15 protein-coding genes are annotated in these 17,196 nt (G+C 61.7%); 6 read left to right on the forward strand and 9 right to left on the reverse strand.

The window, feature by feature from the left end; translation table 11 throughout:
• Positions 1-48: 48 nt before the first annotated feature.
• On the forward strand, positions 49-2,217 hold the full coding sequence (gene dinG, locus ACNY69_RS02055) for an ATP-dependent DNA helicase DinG (protein WP_418797225.1): 2,169 nt from the start codon (positions 49-51) through the stop codon (positions 2,215-2,217).
• A gap of 23 nt (positions 2,218-2,240) precedes the next feature.
• Positions 2,241-3,206, forward strand: a complete 966-nt coding sequence (gene ybiB / locus ACNY69_RS02060; protein ID WP_293773814.1) for a DNA-binding protein YbiB — start codon at positions 2,241-2,243, stop codon at positions 3,204-3,206.
• A 1-nt stretch (position 3,207) separates the two neighbouring features.
• On the opposite strand, the gene ACNY69_RS02065 is transcribed toward ybiB, so the two are convergent.
• The 3 genes from ACNY69_RS02065 to hutH form a co-directional block, all read right to left on the reverse strand.
• Positions 3,208-4,365: a M20 aminoacylase family protein gene (locus tag ACNY69_RS02065; protein ID WP_418797227.1), complete on the reverse strand. Its 1,158-nt coding sequence runs from the start codon at positions 4,363-4,365 to the stop codon at positions 3,208-3,210.
• A gap of 195 nt (positions 4,366-4,560) precedes the next feature.
• Positions 4,561-6,246, reverse strand: coding sequence for a urocanate hydratase (hutU, locus tag ACNY69_RS02070; RefSeq protein WP_418797229.1), 1,686 nt, complete (start codon positions 6,244-6,246; stop codon positions 4,561-4,563).
• Between the two features lie 15 nt (positions 6,247-6,261).
• The gene (hutH, locus tag ACNY69_RS02075) at positions 6,262-7,812 is read right to left on the reverse strand and encodes a histidine ammonia-lyase (RefSeq protein ID WP_111140577.1); all 1,551 of its coding nucleotides are present in this window, start codon (positions 7,810-7,812) and stop codon (positions 6,262-6,264) included.
• 326 nt (positions 7,813-8,138) lie between these two features.
• On the opposite strand from hutH, the gene hutC reads away from it, so the two are divergent.
• On the forward strand, positions 8,139-8,894 hold the full coding sequence (hutC, locus tag ACNY69_RS02080; protein ID WP_418797230.1) for a histidine utilization repressor: 756 nt from the start codon (positions 8,139-8,141) through the stop codon (positions 8,892-8,894).
• Here hutC and ACNY69_RS02085 read toward each other — a convergent pair.
• Positions 8,878-9,420 (reverse strand): HutD/Ves family protein, encoded by a 543-nt coding sequence (locus ACNY69_RS02085; protein ID WP_418797231.1) that lies wholly within the window; start codon positions 9,418-9,420, stop codon positions 8,878-8,880. The genes hutC and ACNY69_RS02085 overlap by 17 nt on opposite strands.
• Positions 9,417-10,772 (reverse strand): formimidoylglutamate deiminase, encoded by a 1,356-nt coding sequence (locus tag ACNY69_RS02090; RefSeq protein ID WP_418797232.1) that lies wholly within the window; start codon positions 10,770-10,772, stop codon positions 9,417-9,419. The genes ACNY69_RS02085 and ACNY69_RS02090 overlap by 4 nt, the downstream gene beginning before the upstream one ends.
• A gap of 81 nt (positions 10,773-10,853) precedes the next feature.
• Here ACNY69_RS02090 and hutI point away from each other — a divergent pair, with 81 nt between their 5' ends.
• Both hutI and hutG read left to right on the forward strand, forming a co-directional pair.
• Positions 10,854-12,071, forward strand: a complete 1,218-nt coding sequence (hutI, locus tag ACNY69_RS02095; RefSeq protein ID WP_418797233.1) for an imidazolonepropionase — start codon at positions 10,854-10,856, stop codon at positions 12,069-12,071.
• The gene (gene hutG, locus ACNY69_RS02100) at positions 12,068-12,859 is read left to right on the forward strand and encodes an N-formylglutamate deformylase (RefSeq protein WP_418797234.1); all 792 of its coding nucleotides are present in this window, start codon (positions 12,068-12,070) and stop codon (positions 12,857-12,859) included. The genes hutI and hutG overlap by 4 nt, the downstream gene beginning before the upstream one ends.
• A gap of 127 nt (positions 12,860-12,986) precedes the next feature.
• On the opposite strand, the gene ACNY69_RS02105 is transcribed toward hutG, so the two are convergent.
• Positions 12,987-13,619: a flavin reductase family protein gene (locus ACNY69_RS02105; RefSeq protein WP_111140571.1), complete on the reverse strand. Its 633-nt coding sequence runs from the start codon at positions 13,617-13,619 to the stop codon at positions 12,987-12,989.
• 140 nt (positions 13,620-13,759) lie between these two features.
• Between ACNY69_RS02105 and rlmF the strand changes: the two genes are divergently transcribed.
• On the forward strand, positions 13,760-14,686 hold the full coding sequence (gene rlmF / locus ACNY69_RS02110; RefSeq protein WP_111140570.1) for a 23S rRNA (adenine(1618)-N(6))-methyltransferase RlmF: 927 nt from the start codon (positions 13,760-13,762) through the stop codon (positions 14,684-14,686).
• A gap of 94 nt (positions 14,687-14,780) precedes the next feature.
• On the opposite strand, the gene glnQ is transcribed toward rlmF, so the two are convergent.
• The 3 genes from glnQ to glnH all read right to left on the reverse strand — a co-directional run bounded on the left by glnQ (position 14,781) and on the right by glnH (position 16,983).
• Positions 14,781-15,503 (reverse strand): glutamine ABC transporter ATP-binding protein GlnQ, encoded by a 723-nt coding sequence (gene glnQ / locus ACNY69_RS02115; protein WP_111140569.1) that lies wholly within the window; start codon positions 15,501-15,503, stop codon positions 14,781-14,783.
• On the reverse strand, positions 15,500-16,159 hold the full coding sequence (glnP, locus tag ACNY69_RS02120) for a glutamine ABC transporter permease GlnP (protein WP_111140568.1): 660 nt from the start codon (positions 16,157-16,159) through the stop codon (positions 15,500-15,502). Before glnP ends, glnQ begins: the two co-directional genes overlap by 4 nt.
• A 77-nt stretch (positions 16,160-16,236) precedes the next feature.
• Complete coding sequence (gene glnH, locus ACNY69_RS02125) at positions 16,237-16,983, reverse strand: glutamine ABC transporter substrate-binding protein GlnH (RefSeq protein WP_111140567.1); 747 nt, start codon at positions 16,981-16,983, stop codon at positions 16,237-16,239.
• Positions 16,984-17,196 lie beyond the last annotated feature (213 nt).

Below are 17,196 nucleotides of genomic sequence, written 5' to 3' on the forward strand. Positions count from 1 at the left end.
TACTGTGTAAAAATACAGGCCATTTTTTCCGGTGTGGTAACGCTAATCATGGCCCTGACAGCCGCAATAAAAAGCCAGATAGCGGAGTGGTATAAAGCGCTTCAGCAGCAGGTGCCTGACTTCATTCCGCGTGCGCCGCAACGGCAGATGATCGCCGAAGTGGCGAAATGCCTGTCAGGTGACGACGCGCGCCATCTGGCGATTGAAGCGCCGACTGGCGTGGGAAAAACCCTCTCTTACCTGATCCCGGGCATTGCGGCCAGCCGCGCCCAGGAGAAGCGGCTGGTCATCAGCACCGCTAACGTGGCGCTGCAGGATCAGATCTTCACCAAAGATCTGCCGCTGCTGAAAAAAATTATCCCTGACCTGACTTTTACCGCCGCCTTTGGTCGCCGGCGCTACGTCTGTCCGCGCAATCTGGCCGCGCTGGCGGCAGATGATGACCAGCAGGGCGATCTGCTGCTCTGGCTGGACGATGACGCCGTCAGCAGCACCAAAGAGGAGCAGACCCAGTGTGGCCGGCTGCAGAAATCGCTGGATCGCTATCAGTGGGATGGCCTGCGCGATCACAGCGACGAGAACGTCAGCGACAGCCTGTGGCAGCGGCTCTCGACCGATAAAGCGAGCTGCCTCGGCGCGCACTGTCGCTGGTATCGCGAATGCCCGTTTTTCGTGGCGCGGCGCGAGATCGAGCAGGTGGATGTGGTGGTGGCGAACCATGCGCTGGTGATGGCGGCAATGGAAAATGAGTCGGTGCTGCCGCCCGCTAAAAATCTGATGCTGGTGCTGGATGAAGGACATCATCTGCCCGAGGTGGCCCGCGATGCGCTGGAGATAAGCGCCGATATCACCCCCGGCTGGAGCAGCCTGCAGCTCGACCTCTTCGTGAAGCTGGTGGAGAGCATTATGACGCAGATGCGGCCCAAATCCCCGCCGCCGCTGGCCAACCCGGAGCGGCTGAAAGCCCACTGCGACGAGCTGCGCGAACTGATGACGCTTACCGCCCAGGCGCTGAACCCCTTGCTGCCGCCGCATAACCAGCCGGGGGAGTTCCGCTTCGTGCTGGGCGCGCTGCCGCAGGAGCTGCTCGATCTCTGCGCCCGGCTGTTCAAACTCAGCGACGCGCTGCGTGGCCTGAGCGAAGGGCTGATCAATGCGCTGAGCGAGCAGACGGGTAAGGTGGATATGGTGCGGCTGCATCGTAATCTGCTGCAGCTCAACCGTCAGTATGGCTGGTTCGAATCCGTCAGTAAGCTGTGGCGGCTGGCGTCGATGGAGAAAGCCTCCGGTGCGCCGGTGTCGAAATGGATCACCCGCGAACTGCGCGAAGGCCAGGCGCATCTGCTGTTTCACTGCGCCGGTATCCGCGTCAGCGACCAGCTGGAGAAGATGCTGTGGCGCAAAATCGCCCATGTCGTGGTCACATCCGCCACGCTGCGTTCGCTCAACAGTTTTAACCGGTTGCAGGAGATGTCGGGCCTCAGCGAAAAGGCGGGCGACCGTTTTGTGGCGCTGGACTCCCCGTTTAATCACGTAGAGCAGGGCAGGCTGGTGATCCCGCAGATGCGCTATGAGCCGCTGATGAGCCATGAAGCCGAACATATCGCCGAGATGGCCGCCTTCTTCCGCCAGCAGATGGCAGAGAAAAAGCATAAAGGGGTGCTGGTGCTGTTTGCCAGCAACCGGGCGATGCAGCAGTTTGTCACCTGCCTGACCGATCTGCGGCTCTCGATGCTGGTGCAGGGCGATCAGCCGCGCAGCCGCCTGGTTGAGCTGCACCGTCAGCGCGTTGCCGGGGGAGAAACCAGCATTCTGATTGGCCTGCAGTCCTTTGCGGAAGGGCTGGATCTGAAAGGCGATCTGCTGAGTCAGGTACATATCCATAAAATCGCTTTTCCCCCGGTGGACAGTCCGGTAATTTTGACCGAAGGCGAGTGGCTGAAGAGCCTGAAGCGCTATCCGTTTGAGGTGCAGAGCTTACCCAGCGCCTCATTTACCCTGATCCAGCAGGTCGGACGCCTGATCCGCAGCCATCAATGCTATGGTGAGATCGTGATTTATGACCGCCGGTTGCTGAGCAAACCCTACGGCAGCCGGTTGTTGGCCGCGCTGCCGGTCTTTCCGATTGAGCAGCCGGCAACGCCGGAGCCGGCCGCGATACCGGCCAGTGTGGTGCCAAAAAATACCGTGCGTAAACGACGCCCCACGCGGCGCTGAGCGCACTTAACCGGAAGCGAGAGATGGAACTGAATAAAATTATTAAAGAGGTGGGCCGCGGTAAAAATCATGCCCGCGACATCGACTTTGATACTGCTGTGGCGCTCTATAGCGCGATGCTGGCGGGCGACGTGCCGGACCTGGAGCTGGGCGCTATTTTGATTGCGCTGCGCATTAAAGGCGAAGGCGAAGCGGAGATGCGCGGCTTTTACCAGGCGATGCAGGCGCAGATGATGTCGCTGCGGGCGCCGGAAAACCGGCCGATGCCGATTGTCATTCCCAGCTACAACGGCGCGCGCCGACAGGGCAACCTGACGCCGCTGCTGGCGCTGCTGCTGGCGAAACTCGGGTTTCCGGTGCTGGTGCACGGCGTCAGCGACGATGCAACGCGCATCACCAGCGAAGCGGTCTTTGCGGCGCTGGGGATCGCCCCGGTGACGACGGCGGCGGCAGCGCAGGCGAAACTGGAGCAGGGGCTGGCCTTTATCACCATCGATCACCTCTGCCCGCCGATGGCGAAACAGCTGTCGCTGCGCTGGCGGATGGGGGTGCGCAACAGCGCGCATACGCTGGCAAAGCTGGCGACCCCGTTTGCGGAGCGTGCGGCGCTGCGCCTGTCGAGCGTTTCGCATCCGGAGTATGTGCCGCGCGTGGCGAAATTCTTCAGTGACATCGATGCCCCGGCGCTGTTACTCAACGGCACCGAAGGGGAAGTCTATGCTAATCCGCTGCGCTGCCCGGCGATCAGCATGATCCAGGGCGCAGGCGCGGAAGCGGAAGTGTGGGTGGAGCGTCAGCCGGAGGTGGCCGTGGAGCTGCCGGCCGATAAATCGGCGGCGGTGACCGCGCGCTGGATCGAAGAGGTGCTGAACCAGCAGCGTCCGGTGCCTGCGTCGCTGCGACTGCAGCTCGCCTGCTGTCTGCGCGCCAGCGGTGAGTGTGACTCGCTGGACGCGGCAGAGCAGCGGATTCGCGCCGCCGGTTACTGAATCAGGCGACGGGCAGCGCCTGCTCGACCAGGTTCTGCCAGAAGCGGATGCCGATCGGCAGCAGCGCATCGTTGAAGTCATAGCGGGCGTTGTGCAGCGGTGCGGAGGGCGTGTCACCATCCGCACCCAGCCAGAAGTAGGCACCGGGACAGGCTTCCATCATGCAGGCAAAATCTTCAGACGCCATCGACGGATTTACCTGCCAGTGAACCTGCTCCGCGCCCAGCGTCGCCAGCGCCACGTCGCGCACCTGTTCCGCCGGGGCAACATGGTTGGCGGTGACCGGATAACCCGGCAGCCAGTGAATGTCACCCCTGACGCCAAACGGGCACGGCAGGGTCCCCACGAACTCATCAATCAGCCCGCGCACCTTTTCCCGTACGCTGGTCTGCAGACAGCGCACCGTGCCGCGCAGCACAATCTGTTCCGGGATCACGTTAATCGCTTCGCCACCGTGGATCTGCGTCACGCTGACCACCGCCGAGGCGAGCGGCGACAGACGGCGGGACGGGATGGTCTGCAGCGCCAGAATCAGCTCGGCTGCCACCACCATCGGGTCGGCTCCACTCTCCGGCATCGCCGCGTGGCAGCTTTTGCCGTGCAGGGTGATTTCAAACGAATCCAGCGACGCCATCATCGCGCCAGGATTGACCGCCAGCGATCCCAGCGGCAGCCCCGGCCAGTTGTGCATTGCATAGATGGCATCCATCGGGAAGCGCTGAAACAGGCCCTCTTCCACCATTTTGCGTGCGCCGCCCAGATTCTCTTCGGCGGGCTGAAAGATGAAATGCACCGTGCCGCTGAAGCGGCGCGTGGCGGCCAGCTGCCGGGCGGCAGCCAGCAGAATCGCGCTGTGGCCGTCGTGTCCGCAGGCGTGCATCACGCCCGGCGTCGCGGAGCGCCATCCGGCGTCCCCTTTTTCCGTAATCGGCAGCGCATCCATATCCGCACGCAGCCCGATCACCGGGCCGGGGCCGTTTTCCAGCGTGCCGATCACCCCGGTGCCCGCCAGACCACGAAACACCTGCAATCCGGCCCGCGCCAGCTCTTCTGCAATAAACTGGCTGGTGCCATGTTCCTGGTAACCGAGTTCAGGCTGGCGATGAAAATCACGGCGCCAGCGCAGGGCATCTTCAAGCAGGGCAGGGGAAAGGGTCATGCAGAGTCGCGCTCCATACAGAATGAGAAGATTTCACTTTAGAGATCGGGTGGCGCGGCGTCTATCGCCGTCGGGATGAAATCGGGCTATAGGCTAAACCAAAATGGAATAAGTAATAAGAAAGCGATGTCAGAGGCGGGCGAAACGGCGACGGGGATCAGAAGCGGGGTAAGCGGCTGCTTACCCCGTAAACAGCTATTTCAGCATCGGCAGGTTCAGGCCATGCTCTGACGCGCACTGCTGCGCCAGTTCATAGCCGGCATCGGCGTGACGCATTACCCCGGTGGCCGGGTCGTTCCACAGCACCCGACTCAGACGCGCATCTGCCTCTTTGCTGCCGTCGCAGACGATCACCACCCCGGCGTGCTGCGAGAAGCCCATGCCGACCCCGCCACCATGATGCAGGCTGACCCAGGTCGCGCCACCAGCGGTGTTCAGCAGCGCATTCAGCAGCGGCCAGTCAGAGACCGCATCCGAGCCATCTTTCATCGCTTCGGTTTCGCGGTTCGGTGAGGCGACAGAACCACAGTCGAGATGGTCGCGGCCAATCACCACCGGCGCTTTGAGTTCGCCGTTGCGCACCATTTCGTTGAAGGCCAGACCGGCCAGATGCCGCTCACCCAGCCCCAGCCAGCAGATACGGGCAGGCAGCCCCTGGAAAGCGATGCGCTCCTGCGCCATATCGAGCCAGCGATGCAGCGTTTTGTGGTGCGGGAACAGCTCTTTGAGTTTTGCATCGGTCTTGTAGATATCTTCCGGGTCGCCCGACAGTGCGACCCAGCGGAACGGGCCTTTACCTTCACAGAACAGCGGACGGATATAGGCCGGAACAAAGCCAGGAAAATCGAAGGCGTTGCTGACACCCTCATCCAGCGCCACCTGACGGATATTGTTGCCGTAATCCACGGTCGGGATGCCCATATGACAGAAGTCGAGCATCGCCTGAACGTGGACCGCCATCGAGGCGCGCGCCGCCTTCTCGACCGCTTTCGGCTGAGAAACGCGCTCCTGCTGCCAGCGCGCCAGATCCCAGCCAATCGGCAGATAGCCGTTGATCGGGTCATGCGCCGAGGTCTGGTCGGTCACGATGTCCGGCTTCGGCCCGCCCGCCTGCGCGCGTTTCACCAGCTCCGGCAGGATCTCCGCCGCGTTCCCCAGCAGGCCGACCGAGATGGCTTTCTTCGCCGCGGTCGCCTCGCCGATCATCGCCAGCGCCTCGTCCAGCGTCGTGGCCTTGTAGTCGACATAGCGGGTTCGCAGGCGGAAATCGATGCGCGACTCCTGACATTCGATCGCCAGCACACAGGCCCCGGCCAGCACGCCCGCCAGCGGCTGCGCGCCACCCATGCCGCCCAGTCCGGCGGTGAGGATCCAGCGTCCGCTGAGGTCGTTGTTGTAGTGCTGACGTCCCGCCTCGACAAAGGTTTCATAGGTGCCCTGCACGATGCCCTGCGCGCCGATGTAGATCCAGGAGCCGGCCGTCATCTGGCCATACATCATCAGGCCCGCTTTATCGAGCGCATGGAAGTGATCCCAGGTTGCCCAGTGGGGCACCAGGTTGGAGTTGGCCAGCAGCACGCGCGGGGCATCCGCATGGGTGCGGAAGATGCCGACCGGCTTGCCGCTCTGGATCAGCAGCGTCTCGTCGGGCTGCAGAACCTGCAGCGAGCGCAGGATCTGTTTGAAACAGGCCTGGTTACGCGCGGCCTTACCGATGCCGCCATAAACCACCAGATCTTCCGGCCGCTCGGCGACGTCGGGATCGAGGTTGTTCTGAATCATGCGGTAAGCCGCTTCGATCAGCCAGTTGGCGCAGTGCAGCGTGGTGCCGTGCGGCGCACGAATCTCGCGCGCTACAGCCTGAGAAAGGGTTTCGCTCATGAAAGATTCCTTTAATTAAGAAGTCGTGCGCATGCTCGGCAGCAGCGCGGTCAGTGCCTGAGGCCAGTCAGCGCGGCTTGCCCACTGACGCATCGCCTCAATATCGGGTGCCATCAGGCGGTCCGCCTCCAGAAAAGCGACCTGCTCGCGGAGGGTGGCCAGCGCCTGCTCAATCAGCGAGGAGCTTTGCAGCGGCCGGTTAAATTCAATGCCCTGTGCGGCGGCCATCGCCTCGATGCCGACAACCGCCGCACTGTTGAAGCACATGCTGCCGAGACGGCGCGCGGCGTAGGTGGCCATCGAAACGTGGTCCTCCTGGTTCGCGGAGGTGGGCAGGCTGTCGACGCTGCCGGGATGCGCCAGCGATTTGTTTTCCGAGGCCAGCGCGGCGGCGGTCACCTGCGCGATCATAAAGCCGGAGTTGACGCCGCCATCCCGCACCAGGAAGGGCGGCAGGCCTGACAGGCCGCTATCCAGCAGCAGCGCCAGTCGCCGCTCAGAGATGGCGCCCACTTCAGCAATTGCCAGCGCCAGGATATCTGCGGCAAAGGCCACCGGCTCGGCATGGAAGTTGCCGCCGGAGATCACATCGCCGCTGTCGCTGAAGACCAGGGGATTGTCAGAGGCGGCGTTGGCCTCAATTTCCAGGATCCGCGCCGCGTGGCATATATTGTCCAGGCAGGCACCCATCACCTGCGGCACGCAACGGATGGAGTAGGGATCCTGAACCCGGCCGCAATGGGTATGTGAAGAGAGGATCTCGCTGCCTTCGATCAGGGCGCTGACCGCCGCCGCCACGGCAATCTGCCCCTGCTGACCGCGCGCCTGATGGATGCGGGCGTCGAACGGTTTCAGCGAACCTTTAATCGCTTCCAGCGACAGGGCACCGGCCATCAGGCCCGCGGCAAACAGATTCTCGCCCTCAAACAGGCCGCGCAGCGCCAGCGCGGTCGAGACCTGGGTGCCGTTGAGCAGGGCCAGTCCCTCTTTCGGGCCGAGCACAAATGGCGACAGCCCGACGCTGGCCAGCCCCTGGGTTGCCGGGATCAGTTCGCCATTGTGGCGGACCTGACCTTCCCCCAGCAGCATCAGCGACATGTGCGCCAGCGGTGCCAGATCGCCAGACGCGCCCACCGATCCCTTCTCCGGGATGCAGGGCATCACACCCGCGTTAAACAGCGCCAGCAGCGCCTCGACCAGCTCGATGCGCACGCCAGAGTGGCCGCGCGCCAGGCTGATAATTTTGGTCGCCACCACCAGTCGGGTGACATTGTCGGGCAGCAGGTCGCCCAGGCCGACGCTGTGTGACAGCACCAGATTACGCTGCAGCTCCGCCAGACGACTGGCCGGGATCTGCGTCTGCGCCAGTTTGCCAAAACCCGTGTTGATGCCATACACCACGTTGCCGGAGGCAACAATCGTCTCTACGGTCTGCTGGGCTGCGGCAATCGCCTGACGCGCGCCCTCATCGAGTGTCAGTGTGACCTGACCCTGATAGATAGCGCGTAATGTGGCGAGATCCACCTCGCCTGGCACCAGGCGTAATGCCTGAAACGAACCTGACATAGTCTGCTCCTGTCTGTACGTGTGTGCTGGCGTGGCTGAGCTGCTCTCCTTGCCCTGACCAGCGGGATAATGCGAGTGAATCATAAGCCGTCATTCCTGTCTATGCTTGTCTATACAATTAAACAGATGAAGCAAGAGGCATGCCAGACCGATCACAAAAATGGATCGCCCGGCAGCGGCGGGGAAAGGGAGGATCGCCTTGCTGGCGCTGCACGATAAGGAGGCAGACGCTGCCCTGAAAAAGGCACAGCGCCCGCTACTGGATGTATATACATTCATGCTATGAGACAGTAAACTGAACGTATTATCAGCATAAGGAACAGCACATGGTTGAGCAGACGGCACTGGCACAACTGGCGGCGGCGATGAGCGACGAACCCGCGCCGATCTATCAGCGGGTCAAGCAGGCGATTATCAGTCAGATCCGCGAAGGATTATGGAAGGCGAATCAGCGCGTGCCGTCAGAGAGCGAACTGGTCAATGAGCTGGGCGTCAGCCGGATGACCATTAACCGGGCGCTGCGGGAACTCACCAGCGAAGGCTTTCTGGTGCGGATGCAGGGCGTCGGGACCTTTGTGGCGGAGATGAAGGGATATACCGCGATGCTGGAGGTGCACAATATCGCCGATGAGATCGCCCAGCGTGGTCACCAGCACAGCTGTAAAATTCTCGCTATCGGCCAGACCAAAGCCGATCCTGAGCAGGCCGCCGTGCTGGGCATGACCACCGGGCAGATGCTCTATCACTCGCTGATTGTGCACTATGAAAACGATCTGCCGGTGCAACTGGAGGATCGTCTGGTCAATCCGCTGGTCGCCCCCGACTACCTGACGCAGGATTATCAGCAGATGACCCCTTACACCTATCTGATGCGGGTCGCCCCCCTGACCGCAGGCGAGCACATTGTTGAAGCCGTATTGCCCGATGCGCGTCAGCGTAAACACCTGTCGCTGGATGAGCACGAACCCTGCCTGCTGATCCGGCGTCAGACGTGGAGCGACACCCGCATCGTGACCTATGCGCGGCTGCTCTATCCCGGCTCACGCTACAAGCTGCTGGGGCGCTTCAGGGGACACGGCTGAGGCGGGTAAACAGCAGTCTGGCATCCGCTTCGCACGGGCTGAGGCGGGTCTCTTCATCCACCCACCACAGGCCCTGCTGCGCGGTCAGCTTTTCCCCAGCCGCCGTCTGCCATCTGCCAGCCAGCACCCAGGCGACCCCGTGGAGACTGTGTACGGAGGTGGTGACCACCTCCACGCTGGCCTGCCACGCATCCCGCCGCGTCATGATATTAAAATCTTCGCTGACGCCGCCCTGCAGCTGAGCCGTTAAAGCCAGTTCACCGGCAAACGCCCAGGGCTGGTGAGGGAGCAGCAGCTGCTGCACATCGGGTGCGGTCAGTAACACCGGGTCGCCGTGCAGCAGGGTAATGACCCGATCGATGCCCGGAAAGGCGGAGAAGGGGCCATCCTGCGCGAGGGTGGCGATGCTGGCGCGCCAGCCGAAGCGTTCCTCACCTGGCGGAAAAGTGACGATTTCGCGGGTCTCGCCGCCGCCGTTACGCCAGCGGCTGACCTTCAGCGCCGGATAGGCAAAGCGGGCGATCATCGCAGCACCGCCATTGCCTGAGCAAAGCGCGCCGCACATGCCGCCTGCTGCGGATGAACCCCCTCTTTGATCACCGCCTTGCCCGCCACATAGACATCCCGAATCTGGTCGCGCTGCCCGGCAAAAAGCCAGCGGTTCAGCACCGCCCGGGAATCCACGCTGCCGAGCCAGGCCGCATCCCGCAGCACCAGCCAGTCGGCGCGCTGTCCCACCGCCAGCGTGCCCTGCCGGATCCCGCACGCCTGCGCACCGCCTGCGGCCGCCTGCTGCCACAGCAGATCACCTACCGACGGCTGGCCGGGCAGGGTAATCCGGTTGCGGCGCTGGTCGCGCAGCCGCTGGGCATACTCCAGCCAGCGCAGCTCCTCCTGCGCACTCAGCGAGACGTGGCTGTCGGAACCGATGCCCCAGCGTCCGCCCTGCGCGATATAGGCCACCGCCGGAAAGATGCCGTCACCGAGGTTGGCTTCGGTGGTCGGACAGAGACCCGCCACCGCGCCGCTGCGGGCGAGGCGGGTGCGTTCATCCTCATCCAGATGGGTGGCGTGGATCAGGCACCAGCGCGCATCCACCGCAAAGCGGTTCAGCAGCCAGGCGACCGGACGCTCGCCGCTCCACGCCAGCGAATCGTTGACCTCTTTCTGTTGCTCAGCCACATGAATATGCACCGGCAGCGCGGGATCGCTGGCCGCCAGCACCTCCCGCATCTGACTTTCACTTACCGCGCGCAGCGAATGGAAACAGAGGCCGCGATTCAGCAGCGGTCGCTGCTGCTGCCACTTCTCCAGCCTCGCCTGCTGTTGCAGATAACGATCGGTCTGCTGGATAAAGCGTTTCTGACCGGCCGTCGCGGGCTGGCTGCCAAAACCGCTGTAGCTGTAGAGCACCGGCAGCAGCGTCTGACCGATGCCGGCGATCCCGGCCGCGTCGATCAGCTGTTGCAGCATCCTGTCGTCGCTGTAAGGCGTCCCCTCGGGGTCGTGATGCAGATAGTGAAACTCCGCCACCTGGGTGTAGCCGCCTTTCAGCATTTCGATGTAGAGCAGGGCGGCAATGTCCCCCACCTGCGCTGGCGTCAGGCGCTCTACCATGCGGTACATCCGATCCCGCCAGGTCCAGAAGCTGTCCTGTGGATCGCCCGCGACTTCCGCCAGGCCCGCCATAGCGCGCTGGAAGGCGTGAGAGTGCAGGTTGGCGATCGCCGGGATCACTTCGCCGTCGAGCCGGATCGCCTGGTCCGCGTGGCTGTCCGGCGTGATCGCGTCGATAAAACCGGTCTCACTGACCGTGATCCGTACCTGCTGCTGCCATCCCGTCGCCAGCAGGGCGCGGGAAGCAAAAAAAGTCGCCATGGTTGATCCTCACTGGATGTGGTTGTATATACATATACATACTTTGAGGCAGCCTGTAAACGGCGGAGGCGGGAGCGCGCGATGGGAAATGAGATGCACGTAGAGACGGTGTGGACCGGGGCCGACCTGGTTACCATGCGTGACGGGAAGTACCATCTGATACCAGCGGGGGCGCTGGCGGTGCGGGCGGGCAGGCTGGTGTGGGTCGGGCCGGAGGCGGAGATGCCCGCCTTCGTCGCCGAGCGGCACCATCGTCTGCCGGGCGGCATCGTGACGCCGGGGCTGGTGGATTGCCACACTCACCTGGTCTTTGGCGGTGACCGCAGCCAGGAGTTTGAGCAGCGCCTGAATGGCGTCAGCTATGCGGAGATCGCCGCACAGGGCGGCGGCATCCTCTCGACCGTGCGCGCCACCCGTGCCGCCACCGAAGAGGCGCTGGTGGCGTCGGCCCGCTGGCGTCTCGATCGCCTGCTGGCAGAAGGGGTCACTACCGTTGAGATCAAATCCGGCTACGGGCTGGATGAAGAGAGCGAACTGCGGATGCTGCGGGCGATTCGTCAGCTCGGCGAGAGCGTGCCCGCCGATGTCCGGGCCTCCTGTCTGGCGGCCCACGCCTTTCCGCCGGAGTTCAGGCACGATCCGGAGGGCTGGGTCGATATTATCTGCGACACTCTGCTGCCCAGGGTGCAGGCGCTGGGGCTGGCGGACGCGGTAGATGCGTTCTGCGAGCACCTCGCTTTTTCGCCGCAGCAGGTGGCGCGGGTGTTTGATCGGGCAGTGGCGCTGGGGATGCCGGTGAAGCTCCATGCGGAACAGCTCTCCGCTCTGGGCGGGGCGGCGCTGGCGGCCCGCTATGGTGCACTCTCGGCGGACCATCTTGAATATGCCACCGAAGAGGACGCGCGGGCGATGGCGCAGCATGGCACTGTCGCGGTGCTGCTGCCCGGTGCCTTTTATCTGCTGCGCGAGACGCAGCGTCCGCCGGTCGATCTCTTCCGGCGCCACGGCGTGCCGATGGCGCTGGCCAGCGATGCCAACCCCGGAACCTCACCTGCGCTGTCGCTGCGCCTGATGCTGAACATGGGCTGCACCCTGTTTGGCATGACGCCGGAAGAGGCGCTGGCGGGCGTGACCCTGTGGGGCGCAAAGGCGCTGGGGCTCGCAGAGAGTCACGGCTCGCTGGAAAGGGGCAAGGTGGCAAACTTCGTTCACTGGCCGCTGGCCCGTCCGGCGGAACTGGTTTACTGGCTGGGCGGTGAACTGCCCTGTACCGTTGTCTATCGTGGAGAAATGCAATGAATCCCTTTGATTTTACCCAGGGCACGCTGCCGCTGCTGGTCAGTATCCCCCACGCCGGCACCCGGCTGACGCCGGAGGTGGAGGCGGGATTAAGTGAGGCCGCGCGCGGCTTACCCGACACCGACTGGCATATTCCGCTGCTCTACGATTTTGTCCGCGATCTGGGCGCCAGCGTCTTGATCGGTCACTACTCCCGCTTTGTGGTCGACCTTAACCGTCCGCCCGACAACCAGCCGCTCTACAGCAGCGCCACCACCGGCCTGTTTCCGGAGACGCTGTTCGACGGCACGCCGACCTTTGCGCCAGGCAAAACGCCGGATGCCACCACGCGGCAGGGCTACATCGACGGGATCTGGCAGCCTTACCATCAGCAGATTCAGCAGGAGCTGGCGCGGCTTAAGGCGCAGCACGGCTACGCGCTGCTGTTTGACGCGCACTCTATCGCCAGCGAAATTCCCCGGCTGTTTGAGGGACGGCTGCCCGACCTCAACATGGGCACCAACGATGGCGCCAGTTGCAAGCCTGAAATGAGCGCGGCCATTGAGGCAGTATGTGCAGCGCAGCAGGCGTACAGCTGGGTGATCAACGGACGCTTTAAGGGCGGCTATATCACCCGCGCTTACGGCCAGCCGCAACAGCGGATCGAGGCCGTACAGCTGGAGCTGGCGCAGCTCAACTACATGGATGAGAGGCCGCCTTACGCCTGGCAGCAGGCACGGGCGGCGCAACTCCAGAAAGTGCTGAAGGCGCTGATCCACGCCATGCTGGCACAGGCGGAATCGCGCTGAATCGTGGGCGGTCCACGTTCAGGATAAGCATGCTGACTGGCAGCCGGAAGCGGGGCCGCCAGTGTCAGACATCACTGGAAAGAGGGCAGGAGAAGCGCATCGGGCCGATGCGCTTGTGGCACGAGGATTACTTAGGGCGCGCGTCCGGGCGGACCAGATCAAAGCGCTGCGCCTCGCTGATGCCGTAATAGGCGCTGGGGCCGCCCGCGCGCAGAACCGGCTCGGCTCTGGCCGTCTGGTAGATCCCCTCTTCCAGCAGCGACTCATCGATGTGGATCGCCACCGCTTCACCCAGCACCAGCCAGCTGTCGAGCGGATTGCCGCTGGCATCCTGCAGCTGAATCAGCTGTGTCAGGCGGCACTCGAAGTTCACGGGGCTTTCGGCTACCAGGCTGGCAGCGACCTGAGAAGCCGCCAGCGGCGTTAAGCCGGCAAAGGCAAACTCATCCTGGTCGGCAGGCAGTGACGCTGAGGTTTCATTCATCGCTTCAGCCAGCGAGCGGGTCGCCAGGTTCCAGACAAACTCTTTCGTTTCTGCGATATTCCTGACGCTATCCTTCCAGCCGCTGCTGGCGAAACCGATAATCGGCGGCTGATAATTAAAGCAGTTAAAGAAGCTGTAAGGGGCCAGATTGCGCTGGCCGCTGGCACTGATCGAACTGATCCAGCCTATCGGTCGTGGCCCGATAATCGCATTCAGGGGATCGTGCGGCAGACCGTGCCCGGCACGGGGTTGATAGGAATAGCGCTTGGTGGTCATAACGTCTCCGGCAGAGGATTTTATTTATCTTAGCCCGACAGCATCGCCCACGAAAACAGAAAGCGGTTAGCGGATGGTGCGGGTTTATTTTCCGTCGCCTACAGCGTATTGTACGCGCGCCTGAATAACTGAGAGAACGTATGAAAAAGTCAGCCCGCACGTCGCCTTTCCACGCCCGCAATCGCCATCAGGGTGAATACGATTTTGCCGCGTTAACCGCTGCTCATCCGCCGCTGGCGGCGAAAGTGCGGCCTAACGGTTACGGCGTGCAGTCCGTGGATTTTGCGGATCCGGACGCGGTGATGCTGCTGAATCAGGCGCTGATTAAGCTTTTTTACGATATCGACTGGCAGCTCGCACCCGGTTCACTCTGTCCGCCGGTGCCAGGCCGTGCCGACTATCTGCACTATCTTGCCGATCTGCTGGCGCTGGACAATAACGGGGTGATCCCTGCCGCAGACATACTGGATATCGGCTGCGGGGCCAACTGCATCTATCCGCTGATCGGCGCGGCGGAATATGGCTGGCGCTTCACCGGCACCGATATTGACGAGGCCGCCATTAAAGCCGCAAACCGCATTGTCGCGGCCAATCCGCGCCTGACACGGCAGATCCGCTTGCGCCGGCAGAAAAACAGCGACGCGATTCTGGCCGGGGTGGTCAGTAAGAATGAATTTTTCAGCGCGGTAATGTGTAACCCGCCGTTCCATGCGTCGGCAGAAGAGGCGGCGATGGGGACGCAGCGTAAGGTGCGCAATCTCGGTCTGGATAAGAGCGCGCCGCTGAACTTTGGCGGGCAGCACAATGAGCTGTGGTATCCCGGTGGCGAAAAGGCGTTTATCGGTAAGATGATTGCCGAGAGCGTTGCGCTGGGTCGCCAGATTGGCTGGTTTACCTCGCTGGTGTCGCGCAAAGAGAACTTAGCGGCGCTGGAGAAACAACTACAGGCGCACGATGTGGCTGAACTGCGGGTAGTGAATATGGCGCAGGGACAGAAGCAGAGCCGCTTCCTGGCGTGGAGTTTTATGCCTGCCGCCGCGCGCAGCAAACTGCTGCGTCGCCAGTGAAGGCAGGGCGGGTAGCCGGTGCAGGCCCGGTATAAGTGCCGTGCCGGGCAATTGAGCCACTCAACAAAACGGGCCGCTAAGCGGCCCGTTATGATCAGGAGACGTGCTGCAGGAATTCGCGCAGACGTTCGCTGGGCGGATTACTGATCAGGCTGTCGGGGTCGCCATCTTCCGCAATCCGTCCTTTGTCGATGAAGAGCAGGCGCGAGGCTACTTTCTGTGCAAAGCCCACTTCGTGCGTCACAATCACCATCGTCATGCCTTCTTCCGCCAGATCCTGCATCACCTTCAGTACTTCATGGCGCAGCTCCGGGTCCAGCGCAGAGGTCGGCTCATCGAACAGCATCATCTTCGGCTTTACCGCCAGCGCACGGGCAATCGCCACACGCTGCTGCTGACCGCCAGAAAGTTCAGACGGGAAGTGGTGCGCCCGCTCGGCGAGACCCACTTTGCCCAGCAGCTCACGCGCCAGCTGGCGTGCCGCCTCTTTGCTGGCGCCGCGCACCCGAATCGGGCCAAACGCGACGTTATCCAGGGCGCTCATCTGAGGGAACAGGTGAAACTGCTGGAACACCATGCCCGCTTCCTGACGGATCAGGCGATCGTCTACCTTCGGATCGTTAACGTGCAGACCATCAACAATCAGGTCACCGCTGGTGATCTCTTCCAGCTTATTGATGCAGCGCAGCAGGGTTGATTTACCGGAACCGGATGGGCCGATAATCACCACCACTTCGCCCTGGTTAATCTTCAGATCGATATTGTGCAGCACCTGGGTCTGGCCAAAGTGCTTGGAAACGTTTTTAAACTCAATCACAGGATTTTCACCCTTTTCTCAATGCGGCGCAGCACAAAGCTCAGCACCAGCGTAATCACCAGATAGATAATCGCTACGGCGCTCCAGATCTCCAGTGCGCGGAAGTTGCCGGCAATGATCTCCTGACCCTGACGCGTCAGTTCAGCCACACCGATAACGATGAACAGCGAGGTATCTTTGATGCTGACAATCCACTGGTTGCCCAGCGGCGGCAGCATACGGCGCAGCGCCAGCGGCATAATCACGTAACGCAGCGTTTCGCGGCCCGACAGGCCCAGCGCCAGTCCGGCTTCACGGAAGCCCTTATTGATCGACAGCACCGCACCACGGGTAATCTCGGCAATATAGGCGCCGGAGTTGATCATGATAGTCACCACGGCCGCGGTGAAGGGGTCGATACGCAGGTCGGGGAACGCCATCGGCAGCGCAAAGTAGATGAACATTACCTGCACCACGATAGGCGTACCGCGGATAATTTCGATAAAGACCAGGGCGATATTGTTGGCAATCCAGCCACCGTAAGCGCGCGCAAAACCGGCGATCAGTCCGATGATCAGTCCACCAATCAGGCCAATGATTGAGATAATTAAGGTCAGTTTGGCGCCTTCAAGCAGCGCTGGCATGGCGGGCCAGATGACGCTCCAGTCAAACTCCATGGTGTCACTCCAGATAGGTTGCAATGGAAAAAAGCAGGGAAAAACTTTCCCTGCCGAAAGCCGGATACAGACATTTATTATTTAGGTTCGGTGCCGAACCATTTTTTATAAAGCGTGTTGTAGGTACCGTTCTCTTTCAGGGTCTTCAGCGCGCCGTTGACCTTTTCACGTAAATCGTCGCTGCCTTTCGGGAAGGCGATGCCGTACTGCTGTGCTTCGATCGAGTCGCCTACTGCTTTAAAGCGACCTTTACCGGCGGTGTGGATGAAGTAAAGGATGTTAGGCGTATCGTGCAGCACGGCGTCGGCACGGTTTGTACCCAGCTCCATGTAGGCGCTGTCGATGTTCGGGAACTGACGCAGATCTTTAGATTTGATATGGGCTTTCGCGTATTCCACCGAGCCGGTGCCGCTTTTCACTGCCACTACTTTGCCGTCGAGATCGCTGATGCCTTTAATATCGTTTTCGTTGTTACGCACCATCACCTGCAGACCACTTTTGTAGTAGCCGTCAGAGAACGCGATTGCTTTTTTACGCTCTTCGGTGATGGTGATGCCCGCCAGCGCCAGATCGACATTGCGCGTCTGCAGTGCAGGGATGATGCCGCTGAAATCCATCGGCTTCAGGGTGTAATCGAGCTTCAGCTCTTTCGCAATGGCATCCCACAGATCCACATCGAAACCGACATATTTGTCACCCTGTTTAAATTCAAACGGAACAAAAGCGGTATCTGTTGCAACAACCAGCTTCTTTTCTGCTGCAGTCGAAGAGAGGGAGAAGGCCAGCGCCAGCGCGGCCACAGAAACGTTAAACAGTGACTTCATCATTTTTTCCTTATAAGGATCAGGCGGCAGGGCCTGCGTTTGCGGCTTGTCATATGAAAGAATTATGCCAACTTTGCAAAATCCGCGAAATCAGAGAGTTAAACAACACAGCTGACACGATTTTGCAGTTAATTCTGCCTTTGCACCATTATGGTGATCAAGTTTGGTGCAGGTGACTGTTTTGGTGCAAGCGGTAGTTTGCCTGAGATGTTA

The sequence above is a fragment of the Pantoea graminicola genome (assembly GCF_048452665.1).
Classification (GTDB): Bacteria; Pseudomonadota; Gammaproteobacteria; order Enterobacterales; family Enterobacteriaceae; genus Pantoea.